Genomic DNA, 25,025 nt, shown 5'->3' on the forward strand with positions numbered 1-25,025 from the left:
TACGGAAGACATAGAGAGGAGCGATGTAGGAACTCCTACATCGCTTATTTACGAAATCATAAGATCGAATCTAAATTCGCTCTTGCAGAAGAAGATCCCAATACTTGGATCTTATCCGATTCTATGATCTTTTTTCCTTTTTGATCCGACCAGGCCAGATTCACCATGGACTTAGCAACAGTCTTAGCATGAATAGATCTGTATTTTTTAAAAGGACCCAAAAGTAAAGGATTGATCAAGAAGGCAAGTTTAGACCCGATCTTCTCTCCTAATCTGAATTCTTTTCGATCTCCTTCTAAAAGAGAAGGTCTGAAAATCCCGAAAGTTTCAAAACCGAGTTTAGAAATTTCTGCTTCTACTTCTCCTTTCACTTGATTATAAAAAACGAAAGAATTTGGATCTGCTCCAAGTGCGGTCACTATAAAGAAAGATTTTACACCCTTCTCCTTGCAAACTTTTGCAAAACTGATTGGGTACTCCAGATCCACTTTCTTAAATTTCTCCTTAGAGCCAGCTTTGCCGATTGTAGTTCCCAAAGTACAGAACGCGTCAGTTACACCTTGGGGTAACTCGGGGAGTTTCTCCCAATCGGTAAGGATCAATTCCAGTTTGGCATGTGTCCATTCCAAGGGTTTTCGTACCAAAAGATAGACCTTGTCCCAAGATGGATCTATCAATAATTCCTGTACAAGTTCTCCGCCGACTAGTCCTGTACCACCTGCAACGATCGCAACTCTATGGTTCATTCTTCCATCCTGTTTATCTAAAGACCTGATTCGATCTTGGTTTTATTTAAAAGTTCCAATGATTCAGTATTTATTTCGGAATTATAACTTTCCTTTTATTCTCTGAGTCAGTCGAAAACAATAAGAAACGATTGAACCAAAAATGGAAAGGAGTATTTTCGGAAGCTATGCCTATAAGAGATTATCTACCTAAGTTTCTATGTAATATTTTGGAAATAACGGATCGAAGTAAAATGGACGATTCAGTCCGTAAGGTTTTAGAAAACGAAGAAGTTATAGGCGCTTATGTATCCAACGCCTTTCGATATCTACTTCTTTTATTTTTTGCAGCTCAGTTGGCCCTAAACTGGAAAAGTGGAGATGCGCTCATCAACGGGATCGCATTTGCAATTTTTACTGCAGTCACCATCGGACATTCTTATGTGATACGAACATGCACTCAATGGGCGATCAAAGGTTTCTCTTATCTTGCATTGGTCGCGGACTTTTTTGTGATCACTTCTTTATTAATGTATTATACACTTCACGAAAATTCTTTTGATCTGGGATTCGCGATCAAAAACCCGATCATGAATTTCCTACTCTTTCCTTTAGCGTTTTCGTTGATCCAGTTTAGATTGAGATATGTGGTTTTAAGCGTGATCTTATTCTACCTGGTTTATTTCGGAATATTTTCCTACGCGTTAATATACGACAAGATGGTATTCGCAAAAGATTGGGGAGACTATGTGATGGGACCGAATGTTTTGGTCACAGACGCCTTATTCGGAAGACCAATGGTCTACTTGATCCTAGCATTTTTCTTTTCTTTCGGGATCTTAAGAACTCTTATCATGATCCGGCGCATAGGAGAAGGAGAAGCACAAAGATCCCTTCTCTCTCGTTACTTCTCTCCTGGAATGGTAGAAGAAATGATGACCAACCCGAACGTATTGGAAGGCAGAAGGCAGACTGCTACCATATTATTTACCGACATCCGCAACTTCACAACTCTTTCCGAGAACATGGATCCTATAGAGTTAAGCAAATTCCTTTCCTCCATTAGAGAAACATTAACTGATTGCGTTTTTGAATTCGGCGGGACTTTGGACAAATACATAGGAGACGCGGTTATGGCCACATTTGGCACACCGTATCCCTCAGCAGATCCTGCCTCTGACGCGATCCGTGCACTCCAGAGTGGACAAAGAATGTTGGAAAAATTGGGAGAATTCAATAAAGTAAGAGAATCCAATGGATTGGAGCCAGTAAGGATCGGGATAGGAATTCATACGGGAGAAGTATTTTCCGGAAATATAGAAACCAGTAAAAGTTCGGAATTCACTGTGATCGGAGACGCAGTTAATACCGCCTCTAGAATAGAATCTCTTACTAAAAACTTTGGAAAAGAACTCTTAGTCTCTGAAGAAACCTGGAAACTCGCTGGAGCAAATTTTATAGGTGAGACTCTTCCACCTATTCAGGTAAAAGGAAGAGAAAAACTGGTAACTGTGGTTGCTGTGGGAGCCTAAGAATTTGGAACCTAATATAAAGGATTATAAAGGTTTAAATTCTCTTTTCCTTATTACAGATATAGGATTCATCTTATATTGGTCGATTACACTTCTTCATTTAATCCCAGATGAATACTTGTTTAAAGATTATGAAAATCCGATCTTACAGGCTTGGAACTGGTCCTTTTTGCCTTTGGATCTTTTCGTTTCTTTTACTGGATTATATAGTTTGTCTCTTTCCAAAAAAGGAAATCCAAATTGGAAAACATTGGCCATTCTCTCTTTGGCGTTCACATTTGCTTCCGGTTTACAGGCCATTGCATTTTGGGTGATCAGTGAAGATTATAATATTAGTTGGTGGATCCCAAATCTGTATCTAATGATCTATCCACTCTTCTATGTACCTAAATTGATACGCTCTTGATTTAGAATTTTTTAATTCTTCTTAGACACTCTTCGCGTGAACGAAAGACCAATTGGCCTCCCCTTCACGCGGAGGTTTAGAAGAGTTGAACGTTTATTTATTTCACTCCCGCTTTTTGTAACTCTTTACCTAATTGTCCGGTAATCGTACAAAAATACATTCTCCAATCACTCACGAAAGATTTGAACGGATAAGTAAATGTGGCAGGACGGTTTTTTTCTAGGAAGAAATGTCCAATCCATGCAAAAAAGTATCCGCTAAACAATGCTCCCAGCAAGTACCAAGCGTTTAGATAGAAGATTGCAGAAAGAATAAACACAAGAGCGCATGTGGTTCCTATAAAATGGAATATCCGGTTCATCTTGTTTGAATGCTCTCTTAGGTAGAATGGCCAGAATTCCTGTAGGGTTTCGTATTTTTTGGTTTCAGTCATCTTTGTCCCTCCGGAACTACATGATACGGCAGGGAAAAAGAATCCGCAACAACTTCTCTTTTATTTATGATAACGTTCGTTATCTAAAGAGTCGGAGTTCCGACATTCCTTCCAGAGACCGGATATATTCCAGATAGGGTTTTAACTTGAATTTTTTAGAAGTAGAATCCGAGGACATATAACGGATATTTCCGAACACCGCTCTTTCTGGGGACCAAGGTCGATCGAATGCTCCAAAACACCAAAGAATTCCTGTATAAGAATTCGGATCCCTACCATCGTATGCATATTTATGATTCAAATCTTCTAATATACGAAATGCCTCTTCCGGAGAGGAAGACCATTCTATTATTTTTTTGCCCCAAAGCATTCTGAGATAATTTTGGATGGTACCAGTAAGAACTAATTCTTTTTGAGCGGCGTTCCAGATCGGGTCATGGGTTATCGCCTTCTCAAATTCTTCCTTGGTATATGTATATTCTCTCTTATCACCTTTATGAGCTTCCAAAGTAAGTTTGGCCCAATTCGGAAGAATGGAGAGATCTTTTCTAAAACTTGGGTCCTTATAGAACAAAAGATAACCCAATTCTCTCCAGGTCAGAAGTTCATCTAAAAAAGAATTTATATTTGGGTTCGGATGAAAGAAACCTTCGTTTTTTCCTCTATAAGAATGATTTAAAATATCGGGGCTCCAATCTATCTTTGGATCCGACTGCAAGACCGCGGTGACAACCTCCTCTACAGAGATCATTCCAAAATGTAAATAAGGAGATAAAGAAGAAGATCTAACCCTTTCCGGCGGTCTGGGTTCGCTCCTTTCTTCCGAATAAAAAGGAAGTCCTTCTTTTAGGAATTTTTTTAGAAGTTTTAATCCTTCTTTTCTTCCTCCCGTTTTACCTAAAACGGGAAGTATATTCGGCAACTTGGAACTCATCTTTTGCAAATAGGAAGATATATCCTCCTTCTTCCCAGAAAATAGAAATTTAAGTTTTTTTAAAGTATCAGAACTTGGGATCCCTTTCGGACTCGGCTTCGGGTTAGATCTATGCACATAAGATTCCACGAATCTATCATGAAGTTTTGGCCTCAAAACCCTGGCATATCCGAAAGATTTTTCGTAAGAAGCGAGTGGAGTAATTGAATTGGAATCCACCAGCAGTAGTTTACAATTTAGGATACCCGCAAGCTTCTCCGCATGTTCCGGAAGAAAAAAGCAGGGGAAATCGTCAGTTACAACTACGGAAGCTTTTTCTAAAATAAAAGGAAGGATCTCAGAAAGGGAATGCTCTTTTGTTTCAATAAAAGGCCAATATGTAAAACCAACACGAGAAGCTTCTTCTGCAGTATCACAGATTCCTTCTAAAATAAATTGGTGAAGCCTGGGAGAACTCCATTCGAAATCCATCAGGACTGATTCAAAGATGACCAATGGCTTTTTGAATTTTTTGGCGAGGTGGATGGAATAATCCAAAGAATGATTCCAGGCCAATCTCCTATTCGCACGAAGCCAATAGAGGATAAATTCTCCTTCTTCCCAGACGGGCCTTTTATTCCCTTCTCGCACCCGGATTAAATTTCTTTCTGAATACAATATTCAACCTTAGACTCCGTTCCCTAAAAAACGGGAAATGAAAAATTTAGGGGTTTAAGAGGATTTTGACGAATATTTTAGCACTCTTGACCTTATAGTGCTTGACCGCCTACCCCTGTTTCGGATTTCCTGGAATTTATATTCAAGCACTCATTTATTTCAAGTGCTAAAAGGAGAAAGTCATGGCGATTAAACCGCTAGGTGACCGTGTTTTGGTTGAGCCTAAACAAGACGCTGAAGAAAAGATCGGCAGCATCTTCGTTCCTGATACTGCTAAGGAAAAACCGCAAGAGGGAAAAGTTGTAGAGGTAGGAAGCGGACGTTATGAAGACGGAAAGCTTATACCCCTTGAAGTTAAACCCGGTGACGTCGTTCTATACGGCAAATATTCCGGAACTGAAATTAAGTCCGAAGGCAAAGAATACTTGATCATCCGCGAAAGCGACATTCTTGCCATCGTGAAAAAGTAATAGGCCGAGGAAAAAGAAATGGCAAAAATTATCGAGTATGATGAAACAGCTAGACGCAAACTTTTAGAAGGCGTTAACAAACTAGCAAACGCTGTAAAAGTTACCCTAGGTCCTAAAGGAAGAAACGTAGTAATCGACAAAAAATTCGGATCTCCTACTATCACTAAGGACGGAGTTACCGTAGCAAAAGAGATCGAACTAGAAGATTCCATCGAGAACATGGGCGCTCAGATGGTAAAAGAAGTTTCCACAAAGACGAATGACGTTGCTGGAGACGGAACTACCACTGCTACTATTCTCGCTCAATCCATCATCAATGAAGGATTGAAAAACGTAACTGCGGGTGCAAACCCTATGGCACTCAAACACGGAATCGACAAAGCGGTTGCCGCAGCTGTTGAGAGCATCAAAAAACGTTCCGTAAAGATCGAAAACAAAAAAGACATCGCTAACGTTGCGACTATTTCCGCTAACAACGATAAAGAGATCGGAAATCTGATCGCTGATGCAATGGATAAAGTTGGAAAAGACGGAGTTATCACAGTAGAAGAAGCTAAATCCATCGAAACCACTTTAGACGTGGTAGAAGGTATGCAATTCGACCGTGGATACGTTTCTCCATATATGGTAACCGATCCTGAAGCAATGATCGCAACTTTAAGCGATCCTTATATTCTGATCTATGACAAAAAGATCTCCTCTATGAGAGACCTTCTTCCTGTATTGGAAAAAGTCGCTCAAGCAGGAAGACCTTTAGTTATCATCGCAGAAGAAGTAGAAGGAGAAGCATTAGCTACTATCGTAGTAAACACTCTTCGTAAAACTATCTCTTGTGTGGCTGTTAAAGCTCCTGGATTCGGAGATCGTCGTAAAGCGATGTTGGAAGATATCGCTATCCTTACCGGTGGACAAGTGATTTCCGAAGACCTCGGAATGAAGCTGGAAAACGCGACAGTTCAACAACTGGGACGCGCTAAAAAAGTTACCGTGGATAAAGAGAACACCACCATCATCGAAGGACAAGGTGCTTCTAAAGATATCCAAGGTCGTGTAGGCCAGATCAAAAAACAGATCGAAGATACTACTTCCGAGTACGATCGTGAAAAATTACAAGAACGCCTGGCAAAACTTGCCGGAGGAGTTGCAGTAATTCACGTAGGTGCTGCTACTGAAGTGGAAATGAAAGAGAAAAAACACCGTGTAGAAGACGCTCTTTCCGCAACCCGCGCAGCGGTAGAGGAAGGAATCGTACCTGGTGGTGGACTTACTCTTCTCAAAGCTCAAGAAGCTGTTGCCGCTCTTAAATTAGAAGGCGACGAAGCTACCGGAGCAAAGATCATCTTCCGTGCATTGGAAGAACCGATCCGTATGATCACTTCTAACGCAGGTCTGGAAGGATCTGTAATCGTAGAGCATGCAAAAACTAAGAAAGGAAACGAAGGTTTTAACGCACTAACTATGGTGTGGGAAGATCTACTCCAAGCAGGAGTCGTTGACCCTGCAAAAGTGGTTCGTTTCGCTCTTCAAAATGCTGCTTCTATCGGATCTATGATCTTGACTACAGAAGTTACGATCACAGACAAACCGGAAAAAGACGGAGCTCTTCCTCCTATGGGTGGAATGGGCGGTATGGGAGGAATGGGCGGCATGATGTAATGCTTGCTCTTCCTTTCAGAAAAGTTAAAAAGCCGAGGACATTCCTCGGCTTTTTTTATAGCTTAATACCGAGTACTCTATCGATCTCGTTCCCGTCCTTGGTGATCGTGTGGCTATATAATAAATTTAGAATTGAGTATTTACTATACTTAGTCTTGGTCTCGTATTCCCAATCCCAGATAAGACCTCCCATTCCAGGAATTGCCAAAATTCCCATCGCATGTAATCCGTTCATATTATTCCCGTATTGTCTATAGTAGAATAATCCGGGACCGACTAACATCAGATCTTCTTCTTTCGAAATTTTTTGATTTCTATAATACAAAAGTCCTAAGCCGAGCATATCGAACCTTCCATCTTTTTCGGAAGAGAAGTATCCTAAAACAGGAGGGATCAAAGTTGCAGTTCCAGATGGATCCGAATGATAATAATAGATCGGTAGGAAATTCGCAAGAGTATCTCCCGGAACGGATTTCCAACGTAACCAAAGGAAATTCGTATCTGAATAATCGGGGCTTCTTTCATATCCGCCCAAGAGTCCTCCAAAGATGGCAACCCTAGTTCTTTGATCTTCCAATTCGGTATGGATCAAACCTAAGAAGAAGTTTAGATTTCTTCTTTTTTGATAATTCTCGTAGTTAGTATCAAAAATTCCCGCAAATCCCCAACGATCCCAATCATTGTCCTTATAACTATAAAAGCCGAAAGCAAACCAGAATCTGGACTCTTTACTTTTTCTATAAAATGCGAGAGGTGCCAAACCATACGCAGTACGTTCCGAATTATCTAAATAGAAAGCGGGACCCACCACTAATCTTTCTAAACCGGAATTTCCGGATTTATAATCGTTAATTAACAAAAAGTTTAAGTGTTTTTCCTTTTTAAAAGGATCATTTTCTGATTCAAATCTATATACCGGAAAAAGATAAGATTTAAAATATGTACTAGTGGTTTCTTCCTTTTTAAGATCCTTAACTGTATGCAATGTATTCGAGAAAAGAAAGAATGCCGTAAAATCCCTCCATTGATCGACTACCTTATCCGTGCTACCCTCTTTAAGGGAAACGGATTCATACTTGGAATAATCGATCAATTTCAGAAAGGTCACGTCCCTTTTGAAATATTCTCGATTTTCCAAATTCTGTTTTTCAGAAGAAGTATATAAAAATGGGATCGGTAAAAAGTAAAAAGAAGAACTAGTTTCTAAATTCTTACTTCCGGAAGAAGAAAAGACCCCGAAAGGGTTCACGTTGAATGTATTCCAACTTCCTGCTTGGAATTCCGTTCTATCCGAATAGTATAAAAGTCCCCAGGTAACTCTTTCTTTGTAAACGTTAGGGACATTTTTTTCCTTATTGGAGTAGAAAGGGTAAATTGCAAAAGAACTCTCCTGGTCAGAACCGGAACCATTCAGTATTCCTAATATATTCCATCCGGAACCGTTTCCTTTTTTATACCCGTAATAGAAAATCGGAACGGTAGTATAACTTTCGACAACCTTTTCCCCTTCCTTCTCCGAGCCTGAAAAATAAAAGGGAAATATATGAAAACGACTGGAGATCCTCTCCCCATTTTTCTCTTTAGAAGAAGAAACCAGACCCAGAAAATTTCCCTGAGAAACGGAAGGAGAAGATTCGCTATAATATCCTAAGACAAAAAGTGTGTTCTGCGTGGAATTTCGTTTGGAATAGACCGTCGGAAAAAACAAAAAGTCTACCTTAGTCGTTTGTTCCTGAGTCTCCGAGGCGCCCTTAGATCTAGAGTAATAATAGAACGGAGTGAACAGAGAAGAGGATTCTTCTCCATTCAGCTCTTTCTTGCTCGAATACGCGGATAATAAAGTATAAAAATTGGATTCGTAAGACTCTCCGGATAAAGACTGCACTTTAGAACCGTAACTCAAATAGAGAGGTATTAAGAGATTATAGGATTTCTCTTGAAATAGATCCTGATTTTGGCTGGACTCTGAACCGGAATGAAACAGAGGCAAAAGTAAAGAATGAAAAGATCTGGAGGTAGTAGTTCCTTCCACAACTCGTTTTCTATAATAAAGAGGAGAAATTGTGCGAGAATGATCTTTTGATTGATCATGTACAACCAGCGGGAAAATCCTAAATCCCCAAGCATCGGGAGAAGAATAAAATCTTGTAATCGGCCATAAAACCGAATAATCTCTGACCTCTCCTTGTTTTCCTCTTAAGAAACCGAATAGTAAGTAAGACTCTTGGAAATTTTCTTTCTGCTGTTGCCTACCATAGAAAGGAAACAGAACGAAATAAGATTCATCTCCAATCCTACTCCAAAAAAATAAAGGAGCAGCATACACTTTATCCGAAGTTTTTTCCGACCAGGAAAACCAACTTAAAGGAAGAAGTCTGAAATGTCGTCTATCGTCTCCTCTTTCATAGCTGAAGATCCCGAATAACGCACTTACACCCCAGAAAGATCGGACCTTATCCTTTGTTAATCGATTGTATTGATTTAGACCCTCTTTTTGTTCCGGGCCGTTCTTAGATCCAACTTCGGAAATATTCTGAGAAGAAGTGTCCGTCGGATGATTTTCCTTCCAGAATTGAAGCTCTTCTTTACTGATTGAAGCTCTCGTGGATACGCTGAATAGACTATAGAAGAAAGAAATGTCCGCATCCAGATAATAGTCCTTCTCCGTTGCGCCCAAACTTGCAGTTCCGGAACTTGCAAAACTTCCCAATGTTTTAGAAGAAGAATAGGCCAATTTCAATTCTAAGGACTTGTCAGCTTCATAATAATTCAACCAAAGAGGAATAAACATATCCCCCTTTGATCTTGAATTATCCCAATTCCAATACAGAGGGAACCAGGTAGTAAAACTTTCCTTGCGGACCTTATCCACATTCGAAAACCATAATAAAGGCCAGATCCAGGTATTATCTTTTTCCGCAGAACGATTCCAATAATGAAAAAGCCCGAAATGAGTATAGATATCGTAATCTTTCCCGAAACGTAGATAGAATGGCAAAACTAAGCGAAAACTGTCCCGTTTATAAAAGTAGAATGGGAAGGTATAACTGTATCTTGCATCTCCGGCTTTATCAAAGCCTCTACCAGTCAAACCAAGCACATTCCAATAGGAATATTCGCTTGTGGTATTAGAGAAATAGATCGGATAAAATCTTCTCCTGGATTCCTGGTCTGTATCGTATTTTTCGTATAAGGTAACTAGTGAATATTTCTCCAACTTAGTCTTATATTCTTTCGAATAAGAAAGAGGAGTTATTAATTCCTTGTATTCGGAAGTATCGTTCCATTGGAAAATCGGCAAAAGTGTATAACTTTCCGATTTATTCCCCTGCCAAGAGTCCCTGTAAAAATACCAGAACGGAAACAATATCCATCTGTCAAATTGGTCCCCGATCTCACTCCTTCTGGAATAAAATGGACCTACCCAAGTTCTAGTCTTATTCCAATAAGTGAATAACGGAATGATCCAAGTATATTCATTGCCTGACTGATTCCCTTTGGCCCATAAAGGAATAAAATGAAAATAATCATCGGACTTATAGAACCAAAGAGGAAAGAAAAATCCTCGCTGAAATTTTCCTTGATCGTCCCAAGAAAGATAGGTATTGATAAAATAATTCTGAGAGGCTTCTTTTTCCTTATTTCGATAAAAAAGGAACCAAGGAAACAGAGTCGTAGTTTTGGAAAAATCCGAAGAATAATAAAAAATCGGCGTGATTACCTTGGACTCATCCGGTTTAAATGAATGATAATAGATCGGGAAAAACAAAAGTTTAGAAGATCCCGTCCAATCCTTCGTATAATAGAAATTTAAAGCATAAAAGTTCAGATCCGTAGCGGTCCGACTATAATAGAACGGAGGCAGTATCCCGAATTTTTCCGTGCCATTATCGAAATAAGCAGGAAACAGATAAAAATAATCGTTCTTTTTGTGGAACATGAATGGAAACAGATAAGAAGAAGAATAATCCCCCTTCTCGTTAGTGCTCCAACCGCTGATCAATAATACGTTTGTATCCGATTTACCTCCCGTCTCCCATTTTCTATTAAATACGATCGGAATATTTGCATTATAATTTTGTAATTCACCGTTATGATAGTTCCGATTTAAGAAGAATGCAAGATAATAGGAAAATTTTTCCTCATTCTTTCCCCCACCTCCCAACTGAGGAGTTTCTTTCCATGTCTGACCGAAGAGAGGAGTAAAGAAGGAACCTTCTTCACCACCATTCCAAGAATTATAAGAGAACAAAGGAAAGATCGTAAAATGAAAATCCTCCTTACTTGTATAACTATTGTACTGAGTATTATAGAAGAAGATCGGTAGAAAACTAAAATGGAATTTTCTCTTTCCTGAGGCCCAATACACCAAAGGAAGAATGGAACCGTAAGATGATTCCCTATCTTCTCCCCAGTGAAAGATCAGAAAATGATTCCAATCATCATTCAAGTTCCGATTCCGAAAGAACAGAAAAGGAACCGCAAAGTAAAAGGATTCTTCTTTGCCGCTTTCAATCGTTTTACTTCTACCGAACAAAGGAAGGAAAGAAGGAAACGAAACCCAACTCTCCGAAAACTTTTCTCCTCTGGATTCGTAGGAGTTATAGTGAAATAAAGAGAAGTTCACCCCCGAATCAGATTGAGGGTCCTGAATGCGTTGTGCGTAATAAAGCGGAAAAAAATAAGATCTAAAAGATTCATTTTCCTTTGCGGATAAATGATCGATGAGAGGGAAAAAACTTGTTTGAGTAAACTTAGGATAATTCGTGCGCGTATAAAGAACTAAGATATTCAGGGAATAATGCGGTCCCCAATATTCTTCACTGGCAAATGGAGGAAGCCTAAACCTGTATTTATCTTCTTTATCGCTTCCTAATATAGGCTTTTTCTCGGAAGTTAGGGTATCGAAGTAATCTGAAGCACTTATCTCGAAAGAAAAACAAAGAAGAAGGATCGGAAAAAATAGAATGGTGCATCCGATTTTAGGAGAAAAAATTTTCAGAAAATCCTTAATCATAAACTTCCAGAAGTTTTAACTTACTCTTTTCTCCCCTGAGAATTTGTACCTTTGAAGGAGCCAGCCCCAATTCTTTCGCAACGGCTCGGACCACGGCGTCATTCGCCTTACCTTCAGTGGCAGGCTCTTTTACAGCAACCGTCCAAATACCGTCTTCCCCTTTAGTTACGGAGGGTTTTTTAGAATTCGGTTTTACTCGGACCTGAATTTTCACCGCGGATCTTCCGGGCAAAATTACTTCTTACGAAATATTTTTCCAGCTATTAACCTTATCTCTTCCAGGCCCAAAATCAGACTGATCAGGAAAAAAATTGCCATACCCGGAAGGATCGCTGCACAAAGTGAGATCCTGGAAGAATTCGCATAACTTAAGTTCTTTTCGGAAAGAAATTCCAAAGCCCAAGGATGGATCATTTCCTTGTAAAAGAATAAAAATGCACCCATTGCTAAAAGAGGAAGGATCAATTTTGCTATTTTAGAAAGAAAACCTTCCCAAGGAAAAGGAACATCGTGCTTTTTTAAGCTACGAGAAAGTAAGGTCCAGGTCACGATAGTAGATACAGCGGAAGATAATGCGATCGCGGAATGTTTTAAGAAAAAGATCAGAGAAAAATTCAAGGACAGGTTCAGGACAAAAGTGAATGCTTGGACCCTTAATGGAGTTTTAGTATCTTGGAACGCATAGTAGGTGGAGATCAAAACCTTATTCATGCTATAGAATGGAACCGCTAATGAATAAAATATCAAAGGTATGATCGTAGTTTCCGTAGCCAAATGATCCCATCTTCCTCCATAATAAATGGAGTCCAAGATCGGCCCGGCTAAGATCCCAATTCCTAGAGCGGCAGGTGCAGTTAAAAAAGCTGCGAATCCTAAAACTCCTAACATTTCCTTAGGAACCTCGGAATGTTTATCTTGTTTTAAGGAAGAAAGTAATGCAGGTAAAGTTGTAGTAGCAAGTGCCACTCCAATGATCCCGGTAGGAAGTTGCACTAACCTCTGCGCATAATCCAAACTAACGACCGCTCCTAGACCAGGATTCGTATTCTGCACATAGTTTGCTAAAAATATATCTACCAAAAGACCAAGCTGATAAAAACCGCCTCCGACTGCCGCAGGCAACATCAGTTTAAATATTTTTGAAATAGCAGGATGTTTATAATTAAAGGAGAAAATCGGGCCTTCTCCATTTTTAGAAACATACCAGGCCTGGACTGTCAGCTGTATGATCCCTCCTCCTACGATCGCAAAACATAAAACCCTCACCTTGGTCAAAAGTTCCCATTCTACAAAGGGGAAAATTCCCAAAAAAACTGTGAGGTAACTTAGGTTCAGAATAATTGGAGAAAGAGAAGGAACAAAAAATCGATTCTTGACGTTAGAGATCGCCATATAGATCGACGAAAGACTTGCGGTAACAATTAAGAAAAATAGAATATAAGTAAGCTCTACCACAAGTCCTGAATACTCAGGAGTTCCGCCGACCAAGATAGGAAGAGCGAATGGAGAGAATGTAAAAACGATTACTACGAAGCTTAAAAGGATTACAAAAAGAAAACTTAATACTGCGCCGCTCATTTTTCGAGCGGCAACTACCCCTTCCTTCTCCGAATCCGAGTATAATGGCATAAAGGATTGGGAAAGAGTTCCTTCTGCCAATAAATTGCGGAACATATTGGGCAATCTATAGGCGACTGAAAATGCGGAAGCCACTGTGCCTGTCCCGAAAGACACGGCCATAAAATGGTCTCGGAACACTCCTAAAATTCTGGAAACGAGGGTGTAAAAAGAAAGAGCGAAACTTCTTCTGGCTGCTTGGGACAAGGAGATCCTACATGGTCGGTGCTTCCGACTAAATTGAAACTAACCTAATAGTTTCTCCAAGTATCGAACTCCACCAGTCCGACTCACGTCAAACTGAATTCCGCAACTAGGACATTGGTGGCGTCCAAGAGTTTTGATCCTCAGTCTTGCCCTGCAAGACTCGCAGTATAAGATCCTTTCTTGGACGTTTCTCGCATTCTCTAAAGAATGATCCAGATCCTTTCCGATCTTAGACTTCTCTGCAGGCTCTTGTCCTGGAATGGGAAGAGTGCTGATCTCAGGAACATATACATCCGACTTGCTTAGACTAGAAGAAGGACTGGAATAAAACTGGATAGGTTTAGTTTGTCTGAGAGAAGAAACGCTTTCCGATCTCTCGGATCTTGTCCTTCTATCTTCTATCTTCAAAGAAGAAAGCCAAACTTCTGCGTCTTTTTCATTCCTGAAAAAATTAGGACTCTTGTTTAAGCCGAACAATCCTAAGACCAGTAGACCTTCTTCGTTCCAATCGCTGAATGCAATATTGCCGCCGAATTTTTCGAAGAAGTTTTTTAATTCCACAAGTGCAGAGATACCGTCTTCTTCTATATATTCCACAAAACGGGCATTGACGAGCACAAGCCTTTCCCCTTCTTCCCAGCGTGTTTTGATAAAACGTACCAGATCGAATGCAGAATAGGAATCCAGAACCCCCTTAGGAGTTACCTTCAATATATGTCCCAGTTTTGTAGTATGAATTTCCAAAAAAGTTTATCCTAGATAAATAGCGTCTATAATTTCCGCTTTCTCCCTATTGACTGCTTGTGCGGGAGAAGTAGTCTGCATCACAGGAGCTGACACAGGGCTCTGCGAAACAGGTGCCGGGTTTTGGCTTTGGTAAGAAGGAGCAGAAGAAGTATTCTCTCTCCAACGAATAGGCCCTTGTGTCTGAGCAAAGTCCACCTTCTCCCATAAAGGAGGAGCAGATGGATGTTCCGCAATATACTTTCCATCCTGAGTAAAGGAAGTGCGAACGCTCTTAATAAGCAAATGAGCAAATCCTAATATAAGAGCACAGATAAGAGCGATAATCGCATTATTCTGCAAAGTCCACCAGAAAAGTTCTGTCTGGATCTTAACAAAATGTGCAAAGTTCCCTCTTTCATATTTCATATGAAGAGAGGCCACTCTTTCCAATTTTTCAGGATGATACACTGCCATAGAAAGAAGAACGCTCGGTTCCGAAATTTCAGGAAAATAAGGAGAAACAATCTGCATCAATTTATCGTTTTGGAATGTATTTTTTTCTCCCAAAAGGATTGGAGTTCCTATCTGCCATTTTCTTAAATGATGAGCAGAAGTATAACTAGGAGATAAAAACTTAGGTTCCGGTTTTCTTTTTGCCTTAGGATCGGACACATAATCCTCGTTAGACGATGCAAGTACGATCCCAGAATCGTCAGCTAAGCTGATCTCGGAAATAATAAATCCTTCCTTATCGCCTGAAGTAACTTTTACGAGTCTAGTAAATGCAAAATTCAGATCATCCAGTCTGTCTTTGCTCAATTTTCCTTCGCTAGACTTAGAAATAGCACCGATTGTATCTCTTGCTCTTTGGTCTGAAAGATTTTTGATCTGCTCGAAAGAAGCAAGAGAAGATTCCAAAAAGGACCAAGCAGAGGCCCCGACAGCGATCCCTTCGCAAACCAAAAGTGCTAAAATGAAAAATAGAATATGTTTAAAAATTTGCACCTGAGGACCTCTCTTCTTTTAAAAATCGGCCGATTTCGGCTTTTTTCTAAAGAATAAAAATCCTTTTAGGTGCGGATTCTCTCTTTTAACGGATTTAAATTTTCCAGGAATTTGGACTGAAAAGCCAGGATCCATTCCTTCTTCTTATCTTCTCCGCTATCTAGTCCCAATTGGGAGACCGAAATCATAGATTTCCAGTCCTGTCCGCAAGGATGGATACACTGAAAGGCGGAAAAATCGTTAGAAACGTTGAGAGCGATCCCGTAGCTAGTGAACCAGGACTTGAACAGAACTCCCATGGAAAGAATTTTGCGATTTGGAGAATCGGAAAGATAGAGTCCAGGTGCATTCGGATTTTTTACCAGATCCAAACCCCAGACTTTCTTTGTGGAATAAATTGCAGATTCCAGGATTTGTTCCAGAAAATCCGAGATGGAAATTTCTCTTTTTTTTAAGTCCAAATGTATATAGGTAACGATCTGCCCGGGCTCATGAGCGGTATAGTCCCCTCCTCTTTTTATGTATTGGAGAGAGATCCCATGTTCGGAAAGGAAGTCCTCATTTCGGAGAAGATTGTCGATATTATAATTGATCCCACCGGTAATCGTAAGAGGGTGTTCTAAAAATAGAATCGATTCCCTCCGATTTTCCCGGGACTTCTCTTGGAAGCGGACGTAAGCTTCGTACGGAAGGGGATTTTTCAGGGAAAAAGCCTGCACACTCGTATTATTTATGGAAAAGCTGCTCGAAGTCATCTCCTTTATACTCCAAAGATCTCCCAAAGGGCGAAACCGTCAGGAACTCGCAAAATTAATTTATCTTTCTGACGGAGTATTCTTCCAAAAATACGCCAAAGTGATTACGGAGCAGAAATACATCCATCTGGAGGATTCTCCTTACCCGATGGAACTGAATCAGGCGCTTCTCCACCTGAAAGAAAATCGTCTAATAGATGTGACCCCAAAATTGACCGAGACCGGGATCTCGGGTTATCTATTAACCTGGGTCGGAACCGAGCATGAGGACGAGATAGACCTGAACCGTCAGGAAAAAAGAATTCTTCGCAAGGTTCTGGAAAATTTCAAAGGAAGTGTTTACGACGAAAATCGAGTGTATCCGAATTTATATGAGAATTACGTGATCACACCCCTTTTCTCGGAAATAAAGTTTAGCAAAGAAACTATTAACACTAAAATCCATTTCTTTAAGAGAAAAACGCTTTTGAATATCTCGGGCAAAATATTTAAGGTACTTTTTAGCGAGTAAACTGAATGCTCATCACTGTTTGCAAAGGTAAAATCCATAGAGCCACCGTAACCGACGCGGACCTGAATTATGAGGGAAGCCTCACGGTAGATATGGATTTAGTAGACGCCGCAGGAATGTTTCCTTACGAAAAAGTTTCCGTTGTGAATGTAAACAATGGTTCCAGATTCGAGACATATCTGATCGAAGGCAAGAGAGGTTCCGGAGAGATCTGTTTGAACGGTGCCGCTGCCCGTCTCGGAATGAAAGGAGACAAAGTAATCATCATCTCCTACGGTTCCTTGGAAGAAAAGGACCTGCCAAAAGGTTACAAACCCCAAGTCGTGCTCGTGGACGACAAGAATCACATCAAAAAAGCCTAATTTCTTAGGTTTAATCCGCTGGACTAAATTTGTACTCCGGATAGAATCTGATACGTTTTCCGCCCGAAATCGAATTCTTCTCATTTTTTTGAGGAAAAACGAGAAGTAACGGCTAAGTTTCAGGGCTTAGAAGTCGATATTCAAATTGAAGAACCGTACTGGGACAATAAACCGCATGAAATCCATCGCAAAATTTTCTTTTATCCTATTATTCTTAATTTTGGGAAATGGCATTTCCGGCCAAAACAATGCAGAGAAGGAAAGCAAAGGTTCCGAGGGAGTGGAATATTACCCACTCGCGTATTACGACGATCGCCTCTTAGTCAAAGAAGTTTCCTTCTTCCGCAGACATGCAGATAACGGAAAAGGCGAGTTCATGGACGTAATGGTAGAACTCGAAAACAGAGACTTCGACGCAGCGAACTTCTCCATTTATATTTTAGCAGTAAATGAAACTCCTCTTTCTAAAGTGGATGATCGCAGAGAATTGGTCCCTTTCCCTAAATGGAGACAATTCGATGTGGAAGAAGAAACAAAGGTAGTAAACTTCCAGAATTTAGTTCCCGTAAAACTAGACAGTAAAAACGTTTGGGGAGAGAAGAAGTTTGCAGAAGTGAAGAAGAACTACGATGAGAAGATCGCGAAAGGAGAAAAAGTAAAATTCCCTAATCCGAATCTGGACACTTTAGTTCATTATCTCACTAATAATCCTAAGGATGCGCTTCCTATCGTTCTTTACGGAGAAGAAGGACCTGCAAAAGATAAAGTACTAATCAGTAATTTTGTGCCTCAAACTGCAGAAGATCTGCAAAAACAAAAGCACGATACTTTAAGCAAACACACTTATACCATATACAATGCTAAGTATAAATCCACGATCTTCTCTCATCATTACACAGAGTATCGTCCTGGATATTTTACTTTTAACAAGGTTGTGGTTTTGATCTTCAACCCTCAAAAAGAGAAGAACAAACTAGTCTATCGTAAGATCATAGACATCAACGGTTTGAAATTGGTGAACTAAGATTTAAAGATTGCGGCTTTCAATTAAGCCTGACTAATAAAAAAGGACCCAAAGAGTGGGTCCTTTTTTTGTGTTCAGGGATTTTGACCGGACCCGGGTCGACGGTAACGATCTATGCTGCCCGGAACGAATCTTGTGGTCCATTGTCCTCGGTCGATGTTTTTCTCCACCCAACCTTTTCCATGATCCCATCTACCGTCCGATATAAAATCGAAAAAGTAAGAGGAATTCATGTAACGATAGGAGTCCATGATATCTAAGATATCTCGACTCTCCGAGTCCTCAGGAGCCTCTTCGAAGAAGAAGTTGCTATCCATTCGCCTCTACCATGAATCGTTCCATCCAAATGTCCATCCTTATTTAGCTAATGAGAAAATAATCTGGGGTTGTCTCATTTCAAGGCTCGTCCCCTGATACCTTAGACTCCGGCTCCTCCCTGTTCTCCTCCCGCTGCTTGGAAATGGAATAGAGAAAAGGCAGAAATCTCTGGTTTTTTTCAGGATTAGACTCCTTTCTCAAAAACTTGGATCGGGTCTTTCTGTACGATTGTTTGGTTTGCCTGAACTTCTCCGCCTCGTCCAAAAGCCCATCCAATCGATTTTCCAGAAAAAACCTTAGTTCTTCCTGCAAATCCTCGCCGATCTTTTCGGCTCCCAGTTCTGAATTTTTTGGCTCCTTCTCCATTTCCGGCCCCCATATTGTATTTTAGGTTTCCCCCGGACAAACAGGTGCTCGATCCGAAGAATGGAGCGCATTTTTTTTCTTGCGACAAAGTAGTTTAGACCCAAATTTGAGGGAATGCTAAATCCGACCGAACTCACGGAAACCCTCGTCTCTGGGAAAGATATCGAACTGGAATATAGATTTATTTCGGACGAGGACCACCAGCAGATCTATCTTCTGCTACTCCAGGTTCTAGGGAACTTGGACAGGTTATTTCTTACGGAAGTGGTTTCTACCATTCTGAAAGAACTTTTGATGAACGCAAATAAAGCGAACGCCAAGAGGCTATTCTTCCTTACGGAGGGACTGAATATAAACGAAGCATCTCATTATAACAAAGGGATGAAACGTTTCCTGGAAGATATCATTCATAAATGGGACGAACAGGAGAAGGTACTCAAAGGTTCCAATTTATCCGTTCGCCTCCGAGCAAAGATCATGAATCAGAACCTGATCTTTTTGATAGAGAATGATGCGGCACTTCTTCCCCAAGAATCCGAAAGGATCAAAGCAAGATTAGAATCCGCAAGCAAGTTCAACGATCTATCGGACGCATTTCTTTCCATGGCGGATAGCCAAGAAAGTGCGGGGCTTGGGCTCGTCCTCATACAGTTATTATTAAAAAACTCAGGAATAGGTTCTGATAAATTTAAGATAGAGACTGACGGTAAGATCACAAGAGCGACTTTAGTGATCCCTAAACAGATCGTTCCATTGGACGTGGCAACCAAACTCAAGGATAGGATCTTGGCAGAAGTGGATGGACTTCCCCCACTTCCTCATACTCTTACAAGGATCATTAATCTTTGTAATAATCCAGACTCGGATCTGGGAGTGATCGCAAACGAAATAGAAAGAAACCCTGCAATCAGCGCGGACCTTCTAAAACTTTCCAACTCTGCAGGTTTCGCGAGTAGGAATAAGGTAAATACCATCGTCCAAGCTGTTAAGGTTGTGGGACTGAAGAACGTTCGGAATCTTTTGTATGTATCAGGCGTACGAAAGATCATGGAAGGAAGATATTCCAAACTCCAGGAAGTATGGAACCATTCCAACCTTGCGAGTTATTTCGCGAGGCAGGTTTCTCAAAGAGCGGGACTCGGAAAACTTTCCGATATCGCAGCAGTCGGTGCCTTACTTCATGATTTAGGAAAATTCATTTTGCTTTCTTTGGACCCTACATTGTTCAAACGTTTGGCGTCTTACCAAAAGCATAGGGACCTTTCAAATTCCACGATCTTAGAAGAAATTTCCACAGGTATTTCTCATCCCACCCTGGGAGCGATGCTCGCCAGAAAATGGGATTTTCCTCCTGACCTTGTACATATGATCGAATTTCATCATAGAGCTTTCATGGCGACTAACACGATTTATACGGATTTAGTTGATTCTGTATACGTGGCAAATATGATGTGCGATTATCTGGATAAGAAAACCAGCTATTATGCCGCTGACTCGAGTATACTAAAAAAATTCCAGTTAGACGATAAGGCAAAGTTCGAAGAGACCTGCGAAAAATTAGCAAAGGCCTACGAGATCGCGAATGAAGAAAACTGAATCCAATAATCTACTCAATTTACACGGAATTAAGTTTTATAGATCAGGGACTCCTATTCTAGATGGGATCGATTTTCAGATCAATTCCGGAGAACATTGGGTGCTCTTAGGCCGTAATGGCGCCGGAAAAACCACTCTAGTAAATTTGATCTACGGTTCTGTGTGGCCTACTGCTGGTAGGATCAATCTTTTCGGCGAGACCTTCGGAGAAACTCCTTTGCAGATTTTGCGTAATAAAATAGGCATCTTGGATTCTTCTCAACAAGAAAGCGCGCTCCAAAAAAGTCTTACTGTTTACGATGTGCTTCTCACCGGTTTTTTTCATACCATAGGTTTTTACAGAGAATCAAATGCCTGGGAAGAAAAGGAAGCGGAACGAATTTTAGAAGAGAACGGATTCGGTGCGAAAAGAAACCAGCTATTCAGGACATTATCCTCCGGAGAAAAAAAGAAAGTCCTCTTCTTAAGAGCGATGTGCACTTCTCCAGAATTTGTGATCTTAGATGAGCCTTGTTCCGGACTGGATCTGACCGCCAGAGAAGAATTTATAGACTTCTTGGATGAATATAAGAAGAATCGAAACTTTACTTCTATTTATATTACTCACAGGATCGACGAGATCCCGCCTTTTTACGAACATGCAGCTCTTTTAAAATCAGGTAAGATACTATTCTCAGGCGAGATCAAGGAAGCATTCAGTTCCGCAAGACTTTCGGAGCTATACGATCGTAAGGTAGAAGCGGAAAATCGGAATGGCACCTGGGTCGCAGTGACTGAAAGAAAGTAATTAAATATATTCTGCATAATCACATGCCGGAAATCTCGAACAGATATAATATTCTTTCTTTTTAGAAGACTTCTTTTTGACCCTCTCTCCTTCTTTACATACAGGACAGATCCCATATTTCGGAGTTTTCGGCTTTTCTTTTAGTTTCTTATTGATCTCAATTATATTCGTTTTCTTTAATTGAGATTCCAGAACTGAATAAAATTCGGAAAGTACCTTGGATCTACTTTCCTCACCAGACGCGATAGAATCTAATTTTTTTTCCATTTCGGAAGTGAATTTTTCTCGGAATAGATCCGCAAACGCCGCCTGCAAAAAAGAATTTACTCTTTCTCCAAGGGTCTCCGAATATAATTTTCCTTTTTCGGAATATACATATTTTCTTTTGTATAATGTTTCTAGGATAGAAGCAAATGTAGAAGGCCTGCCAATTCCTTCTTTTTCCAGTTTGGATACAAGACTTGCCTCGGTATATCTGGGAGGAGGTTCTGTGGTTTTTTCTTGGATCTCCCAAGGATCGGGAGTTAGAGTCTCTCCCTTTTTCCAAGCAGGAAGAATATCAGCATATTGATTATAGATCTTTTTATAACCGGGATCTATGCTAAAAAGTTTTTCTCCTTCCCAAACTTCTCCTCCAGCGTTTGCTACAAATTCCAATCTTTTCCAAGTCTCAGGTTTCATTTGAGAAGCAATTGAACGTTTCCAGATCAACTCGTATAATCTTTTAGAGTCCTTACTTAGATTCCGATCCCCTAGCTCGAATACAAAAGAAGGTTCTAAAAATATATCTACCGGTCGGATTGCCTCATGGGCATCCTGGGATTTTCCTTTTGTTTTTCTGAGTCTGTAAGTTTGGGTCTTGTCGGACACAAATTCAGGACCGAACTTGGATTGGATCTTTTTACGGATGGATCCGATTGCTTCTTCTCCTATCCGGACTGAATCTGTTCTCATATAAGTGATCAGTCCTTGGGATTTTCCTTTTCCCAGATCTATTCCCTCATATAATTCCTGAGCAAGTTTCATTGTTTTAGATGCGGAAAATTTTAAGATCCTAAACGCCTCTTGCTGTAAAGCGGCAGTAGTAAAAGGAGGAGGAGGAAGTGTTTCCCCTAGTTTTTCCTTTCTCTCCGTGATCTGTAATACTTTCGTTTTTTTTACTATAGAATCCAGGAATCCAGAAGCTTCATTTTGAGTGAGAAACGCTTCTCTTTTAGGATAAAAAACGATCTTATCATTTTCTCCAGATCCGTAAAACACGGTAGCGGAAACAAGCCAGGTGGTAACAGGAACAAAGCTGCGGATCTCTTCTTCGCGTTCGCAAATCCATTTTAGAGCGACTGATTGTACTCTTCCTGCAGAAAGACCGTCTCCGCCTACCGCTCTCCATAAAAAAGGACTGATCTTATATCCGATGAGTCTATCTAAGATCCTTCTGGCCTTTTGAGAATCCACTAAGTCCAGATCGATCTCATCAGGTTCGGAGATTGCCTGTAAAATTTTGTCCTTCTGTATTTCTTGGAAACGAATTCGGGAGATCTTTGCCTTCTTCCCTAATTTTTGGGCCAGGATGTAGCCAATAAATTCTCCTTCTCTATCCGGGTCGGTTGCGATGAGTACAGAAGAATGGGATTTTGCCTCTTTTAAAATGGAAGATAGTATCTTCTTTTTGCCTTTTAGAGGAACATACTCCGGCTCAAAATCCTTTTCTATTTTGATCCCGATACGATCAGCCGGAAGATCCAAAATATGTCCGAAGGTGGCTAGCACCTTGTATTCCTTTCCCAAATAGGAAGAGATGGTTTTGACTTTAGTAGGAGATTCTACAAGTACTAGGACGGACATTTTGGATCGGACCGGAAATCCGGCCCTTCCGTATTTTTCTAATGAGGTCCTAACTCTTCAATCAAATATCCGTTCGGATAAGTAGGGTTATTTCTTTTAGTTACATAGTACGGAGTTTTTCTCGGCGGCCAAAAATATCGTAAGAAAAATGCTCTGAATTTCAAAACAGAATAAGTTAAAGCTGCAACGATAGGATTCGGTTTTGGAAATCCCATGGCATCTCTAAGAGGTTTATCCATAAGTGAATATACAGCATGATAGACCAAATATTCTAGGCCGGGGATTTTAGGAATTCTGGCAGAGGCAATCTTCATAGTAGCAAGTGCAACTTGTTCCGAATCAGGTGTGCGGCGGAATTTTTCTTTTTCGAATCGCTGATTGAATTCCAACATTTCTTCGTAGGTTTCCGGAATATTTTTGATATTCATCATTTTTCCGATCCGTTTCCAAAGATAGAAATTGGCTAACCTTTCTTTTTCAGTACTTTTTCTCCACCCGAACTTTTGGTTCCAGCGATCCGGCTCGAATATAAATGTAGTGAGCGTATATAAGAAGTCCTCATTCTTGATATCGTATTCTTTATGGATCTGGTTCAGCTTTCTCATGGCTTTCCTTCCTCTTTCGCTGTCCAATCCATTCTCTATAAATTCCGCCAGGATTAGAGCCGTATCATCGTATCTTTTTTGTCCTGCAAGTTCGAATCGTTTGGTAGTATTTAATATTTTTGAAATAGAAGGGATCGCAAATGTCCTGAAGAAGGAAATAGCAAGCGAGATCTCCACATCCTGAGGGAAATCATAACTTCCTGCAAGAAACACTATCTTTTGTGCATCCTTCTCCGCATCTAACCTATTAATTTGTTTTAATATTTTCAAACGGTTGAACATCTGTTTATTTTTTCCTTTGATACCGAACTTTTTATTTTTCCGCTTTTTCGCACAGATGTTCGGTTAAATGTATATAGCAACTCTTTTCTTTTAATACTTTTATCCCAAACAATGCGGACATAAAAAAATCCCGACGTTTTTACCGCCGGGATTTTAAAAACGATAGATTGTATTCTAATCTTAGCCGTTAGAAGGAACTGGGAAAAGTCCTTCGATAGAAAGATATCTTTCTCCGGTATCGTAATTGAAAGTAAGGACTGTAGATCCTTCCGGAAGTTCAGGAAGTTTTTTAGCTACCGCTGCCAAAGCTGCACCGGAAGATACTCCTAAGAAAATTCCTTCTTCCTTTGCTGCACGAAGTGCGTATTGGAAAGCCTCGTCCTTAGAAACTTGGATCACACCGTCGAGTAGATCAGTATGTAAGTTTTTAGGAATGAATCCCGCTCCAATTCCTTGGATTGGGTGCGGTCCAGGTTTTCCTCCGGAAATTACTGGAGAGGCTTCCGGCTCAACTGCAAATACTTTAGTATTAGGGAACTTCTCCTTTAAAACCTTAGCAACTCCTGTGATATGTCCGCCTGTACCAACTCCAGTGATCAGAGCATCTACTCCGTTAGGAAAGTCTTTCAGGATCTCTGCTGCAGTAGTATCAATATGAACTTGAATGTTTGCTTCGTTCTCGAACTGTTGAGGCATCCAAGCTTTTGGAGTTTCAGAAACCAATTGTTTCGCTCTTTCGATTGCTCCAGGCATTCCTTTTTCGCGAGGAGTGAGGTCGAATTCCGCGCCATAAGCAGCCATAATTCTTCTTCTTTCCACACTCATAGATTCAGGCATTACCAGGATCAAACGATATCCTTTTACTGCCGCAACAAGAGCTAAACCGATACCGGTGTTTCCGGAAGTCGGCTCGATGATTACTGTATCCTTAGTGAGTTTTCCGCTTTTTTCAGCGTCCTCGATCATAGAAAGCGCGATACGATCCTTGATAGAACCGCCTGGATTGCTACGCTCTAATTTAGAATATACATTGTATTTGGATCCAAAGAGTCGGTTGATTTTCACGTGGGGTGTGTTACCGATCGTCTCTAAGATATTATTTGCTTTCATCAGGAATTCCTACCTCTGCAGCTGGGTTTATATGAACTTGTCAATATATTAAACATCTTTTTCACTATATCAAATGCGA

General features: G+C 40.4%; 23 protein-coding genes. 9 read left to right on the plus strand and 14 right to left on the minus strand.

Annotated elements, in window-relative coordinates; translation table 11 throughout:
- Window positions 1–56: 56 nt before the first annotated feature.
- Window positions 57–746 (minus strand): oxidoreductase, encoded by a 690-nt coding sequence (locus tag LPTSP_RS04835; protein WP_108927688.1) that lies wholly within the window; start codon window positions 744–746, stop codon window positions 57–59.
- Window positions 747–913: 167 nt separating this feature from the next.
- On the opposite strand from LPTSP_RS04835, the gene LPTSP_RS04840 reads away from it, so the two are divergent.
- Together LPTSP_RS04840 and LPTSP_RS04845 are read left to right on the plus strand one after the other, a co-directional pair.
- Entirely contained in the window at window positions 914–2,257 is a 1,344-nt protein-coding gene (locus LPTSP_RS04840) for an adenylate/guanylate cyclase domain-containing protein (protein ID WP_245915463.1), read from the plus strand.
- 4 nt (window positions 2,258–2,261) lie between these two features.
- The gene (locus LPTSP_RS04845) at window positions 2,262–2,663 is read left to right on the plus strand and encodes a YvaD family protein (protein WP_245915464.1); all 402 of its coding nucleotides are present in this window, start codon (window positions 2,262–2,264) and stop codon (window positions 2,661–2,663) included.
- A 97-nt stretch (window positions 2,664–2,760) separates the two neighbouring features.
- Here the strand turns inward: LPTSP_RS04845 and LPTSP_RS04850 are convergent, their stop codons facing one another.
- Window positions 2,761–3,096: an Mpo1-like protein gene (locus LPTSP_RS04850; protein ID WP_108927689.1), complete on the minus strand. Its 336-nt coding sequence runs from the start codon at window positions 3,094–3,096 to the stop codon at window positions 2,761–2,763.
- Between the two features lie 79 nt (window positions 3,097–3,175).
- On the minus strand, window positions 3,176–4,687 hold the full coding sequence (locus LPTSP_RS04855; RefSeq protein WP_108927690.1) for a deoxyribodipyrimidine photolyase: 1,512 nt from the start codon (window positions 4,685–4,687) through the stop codon (window positions 3,176–3,178).
- Window positions 4,688–4,869: 182 nt separating this feature from the next.
- On the opposite strand from LPTSP_RS04855, the gene groES reads away from it, so the two are divergent.
- Together groES and groL are read left to right on the plus strand one after the other, a co-directional pair.
- Window positions 4,870–5,157: a co-chaperone GroES gene (gene groES, locus LPTSP_RS04860; RefSeq protein ID WP_108927691.1), complete on the plus strand. Its 288-nt coding sequence runs from the start codon at window positions 4,870–4,872 to the stop codon at window positions 5,155–5,157.
- 18 nt (window positions 5,158–5,175) lie between these two features.
- A complete protein-coding gene (gene groL / locus LPTSP_RS04865) occupies window positions 5,176–6,813 on the plus strand; it encodes a chaperonin GroEL (protein WP_108927692.1) in 1,638 nt (545 codons plus the stop codon).
- A 55-nt stretch (window positions 6,814–6,868) separates the two neighbouring features.
- Here the strand turns inward: groL and LPTSP_RS04870 are convergent, their stop codons facing one another.
- The 6 genes from LPTSP_RS04870 to lipB all read right to left on the minus strand — a co-directional run bounded on the left by LPTSP_RS04870 (window position 6,869) and on the right by lipB (window position 16,140).
- Entirely contained in the window at window positions 6,869–11,830 is a 4,962-nt protein-coding gene (locus tag LPTSP_RS04870; protein WP_245915465.1) for an LA_1737 family protein, read from the minus strand.
- Window positions 11,823–12,044 carry a DUF167 domain-containing protein gene (locus tag LPTSP_RS04875; protein WP_174704426.1) on the minus strand — a complete coding sequence of 74 codons (222 nt, stop codon included), beginning with the start codon at window positions 12,042–12,044 and terminating at the stop codon, window positions 11,823–11,825. Before LPTSP_RS04875 ends, LPTSP_RS04870 begins: the two co-directional genes overlap by 8 nt.
- A 20-nt stretch (window positions 12,045–12,064) precedes the next feature.
- Complete coding sequence (gene murJ, locus LPTSP_RS04880; protein WP_108927694.1) at window positions 12,065–13,654, minus strand: murein biosynthesis integral membrane protein MurJ; 1,590 nt, start codon at window positions 13,652–13,654, stop codon at window positions 12,065–12,067.
- 39 nt (window positions 13,655–13,693) lie between these two features.
- Window positions 13,694–14,398, minus strand: a complete 705-nt coding sequence (locus LPTSP_RS04885; protein ID WP_108927695.1) for an STAS domain-containing protein — start codon at window positions 14,396–14,398, stop codon at window positions 13,694–13,696.
- Window positions 14,399–14,404: 6 nt separating this feature from the next.
- Window positions 14,405–15,385, minus strand: a complete 981-nt coding sequence (locus LPTSP_RS04890) for an LIC_12071 family protein (RefSeq protein WP_108927696.1) — start codon at window positions 15,383–15,385, stop codon at window positions 14,405–14,407.
- A gap of 65 nt (window positions 15,386–15,450) precedes the next feature.
- Window positions 15,451–16,140 (minus strand): lipoyl(octanoyl) transferase LipB, encoded by a 690-nt coding sequence (gene lipB / locus LPTSP_RS04895; protein WP_108927697.1) that lies wholly within the window; start codon window positions 16,138–16,140, stop codon window positions 15,451–15,453.
- On the opposite strand from lipB, the gene LPTSP_RS04900 reads away from it, so the two are divergent.
- From LPTSP_RS04900 to LPTSP_RS04910, 3 genes are all read left to right on the plus strand, one after another.
- Window positions 16,118–16,651 (plus strand): type II toxin-antitoxin system antitoxin SocA domain-containing protein, encoded by a 534-nt coding sequence (locus tag LPTSP_RS04900; RefSeq protein ID WP_036090410.1) that lies wholly within the window; start codon window positions 16,118–16,120, stop codon window positions 16,649–16,651. The two genes, lipB and LPTSP_RS04900, sit on opposite strands and share 23 nt — an antisense overlap.
- 5 nt (window positions 16,652–16,656) lie before the next feature.
- Entirely contained in the window at window positions 16,657–17,013 is a 357-nt protein-coding gene (panD, locus tag LPTSP_RS04905) for an aspartate 1-decarboxylase (RefSeq protein ID WP_008592788.1), read from the plus strand.
- 175 nt (window positions 17,014–17,188) lie between these two features.
- Entirely contained in the window at window positions 17,189–18,037 is an 849-nt protein-coding gene (locus LPTSP_RS04910) for a hypothetical protein (protein ID WP_108927698.1), read from the plus strand.
- A 74-nt stretch (window positions 18,038–18,111) separates the two neighbouring features.
- Here LPTSP_RS04910 and LPTSP_RS04915 read toward each other — a convergent pair whose 3' ends face one another.
- Window positions 18,112–18,354 (minus strand): hypothetical protein, encoded by a 243-nt coding sequence (locus tag LPTSP_RS04915; protein WP_108927699.1) that lies wholly within the window; start codon window positions 18,352–18,354, stop codon window positions 18,112–18,114.
- A gap of 79 nt (window positions 18,355–18,433) precedes the next feature.
- A complete protein-coding gene (locus LPTSP_RS04920) occupies window positions 18,434–18,721 on the minus strand; it encodes a hypothetical protein (protein ID WP_108927700.1) in 288 nt (95 codons plus the stop codon).
- Between the two features lie 114 nt (window positions 18,722–18,835).
- On the opposite strand from LPTSP_RS04920, the gene LPTSP_RS04925 reads away from it, so the two are divergent.
- Both LPTSP_RS04925 and LPTSP_RS04930 read left to right on the plus strand, forming a co-directional pair.
- Window positions 18,836–20,317, plus strand: a complete 1,482-nt coding sequence (locus LPTSP_RS04925) for an HDOD domain-containing protein (protein WP_108927701.1) — start codon at window positions 18,836–18,838, stop codon at window positions 20,315–20,317.
- On the plus strand, window positions 20,304–21,104 hold the full coding sequence (locus LPTSP_RS04930) for an ABC transporter ATP-binding protein (protein WP_020770812.1): 801 nt from the start codon (window positions 20,304–20,306) through the stop codon (window positions 21,102–21,104). Before LPTSP_RS04925 ends, LPTSP_RS04930 begins: the two co-directional genes overlap by 14 nt.
- On the opposite strand, the gene topA is transcribed toward LPTSP_RS04930, so the two are convergent.
- The 3 genes from topA to cysK form a co-directional block, all read right to left on the minus strand.
- Window positions 21,105–22,949, minus strand: coding sequence for a type I DNA topoisomerase (gene topA, locus LPTSP_RS04935; protein WP_108927702.1), 1,845 nt, complete (start codon window positions 22,947–22,949; stop codon window positions 21,105–21,107).
- 38 nt (window positions 22,950–22,987) lie between these two features.
- The gene (locus tag LPTSP_RS04940) at window positions 22,988–23,836 is read right to left on the minus strand and encodes an oxygenase MpaB family protein (protein ID WP_108927703.1); all 849 of its coding nucleotides are present in this window, start codon (window positions 23,834–23,836) and stop codon (window positions 22,988–22,990) included.
- A 180-nt stretch (window positions 23,837–24,016) separates the two neighbouring features.
- On the minus strand, window positions 24,017–24,946 hold the full coding sequence (cysK, locus tag LPTSP_RS04945; protein ID WP_108927704.1) for a cysteine synthase A: 930 nt from the start codon (window positions 24,944–24,946) through the stop codon (window positions 24,017–24,019).
- Window positions 24,947–25,025: the final 79 nt, after the last annotated feature.

It is taken from the genome of Leptospira johnsonii, from assembly GCF_003112675.1.
In the GTDB taxonomy this organism is placed as follows: Bacteria; Spirochaetota; Leptospiria; order Leptospirales; family Leptospiraceae; genus Leptospira_B; species Leptospira_B johnsonii.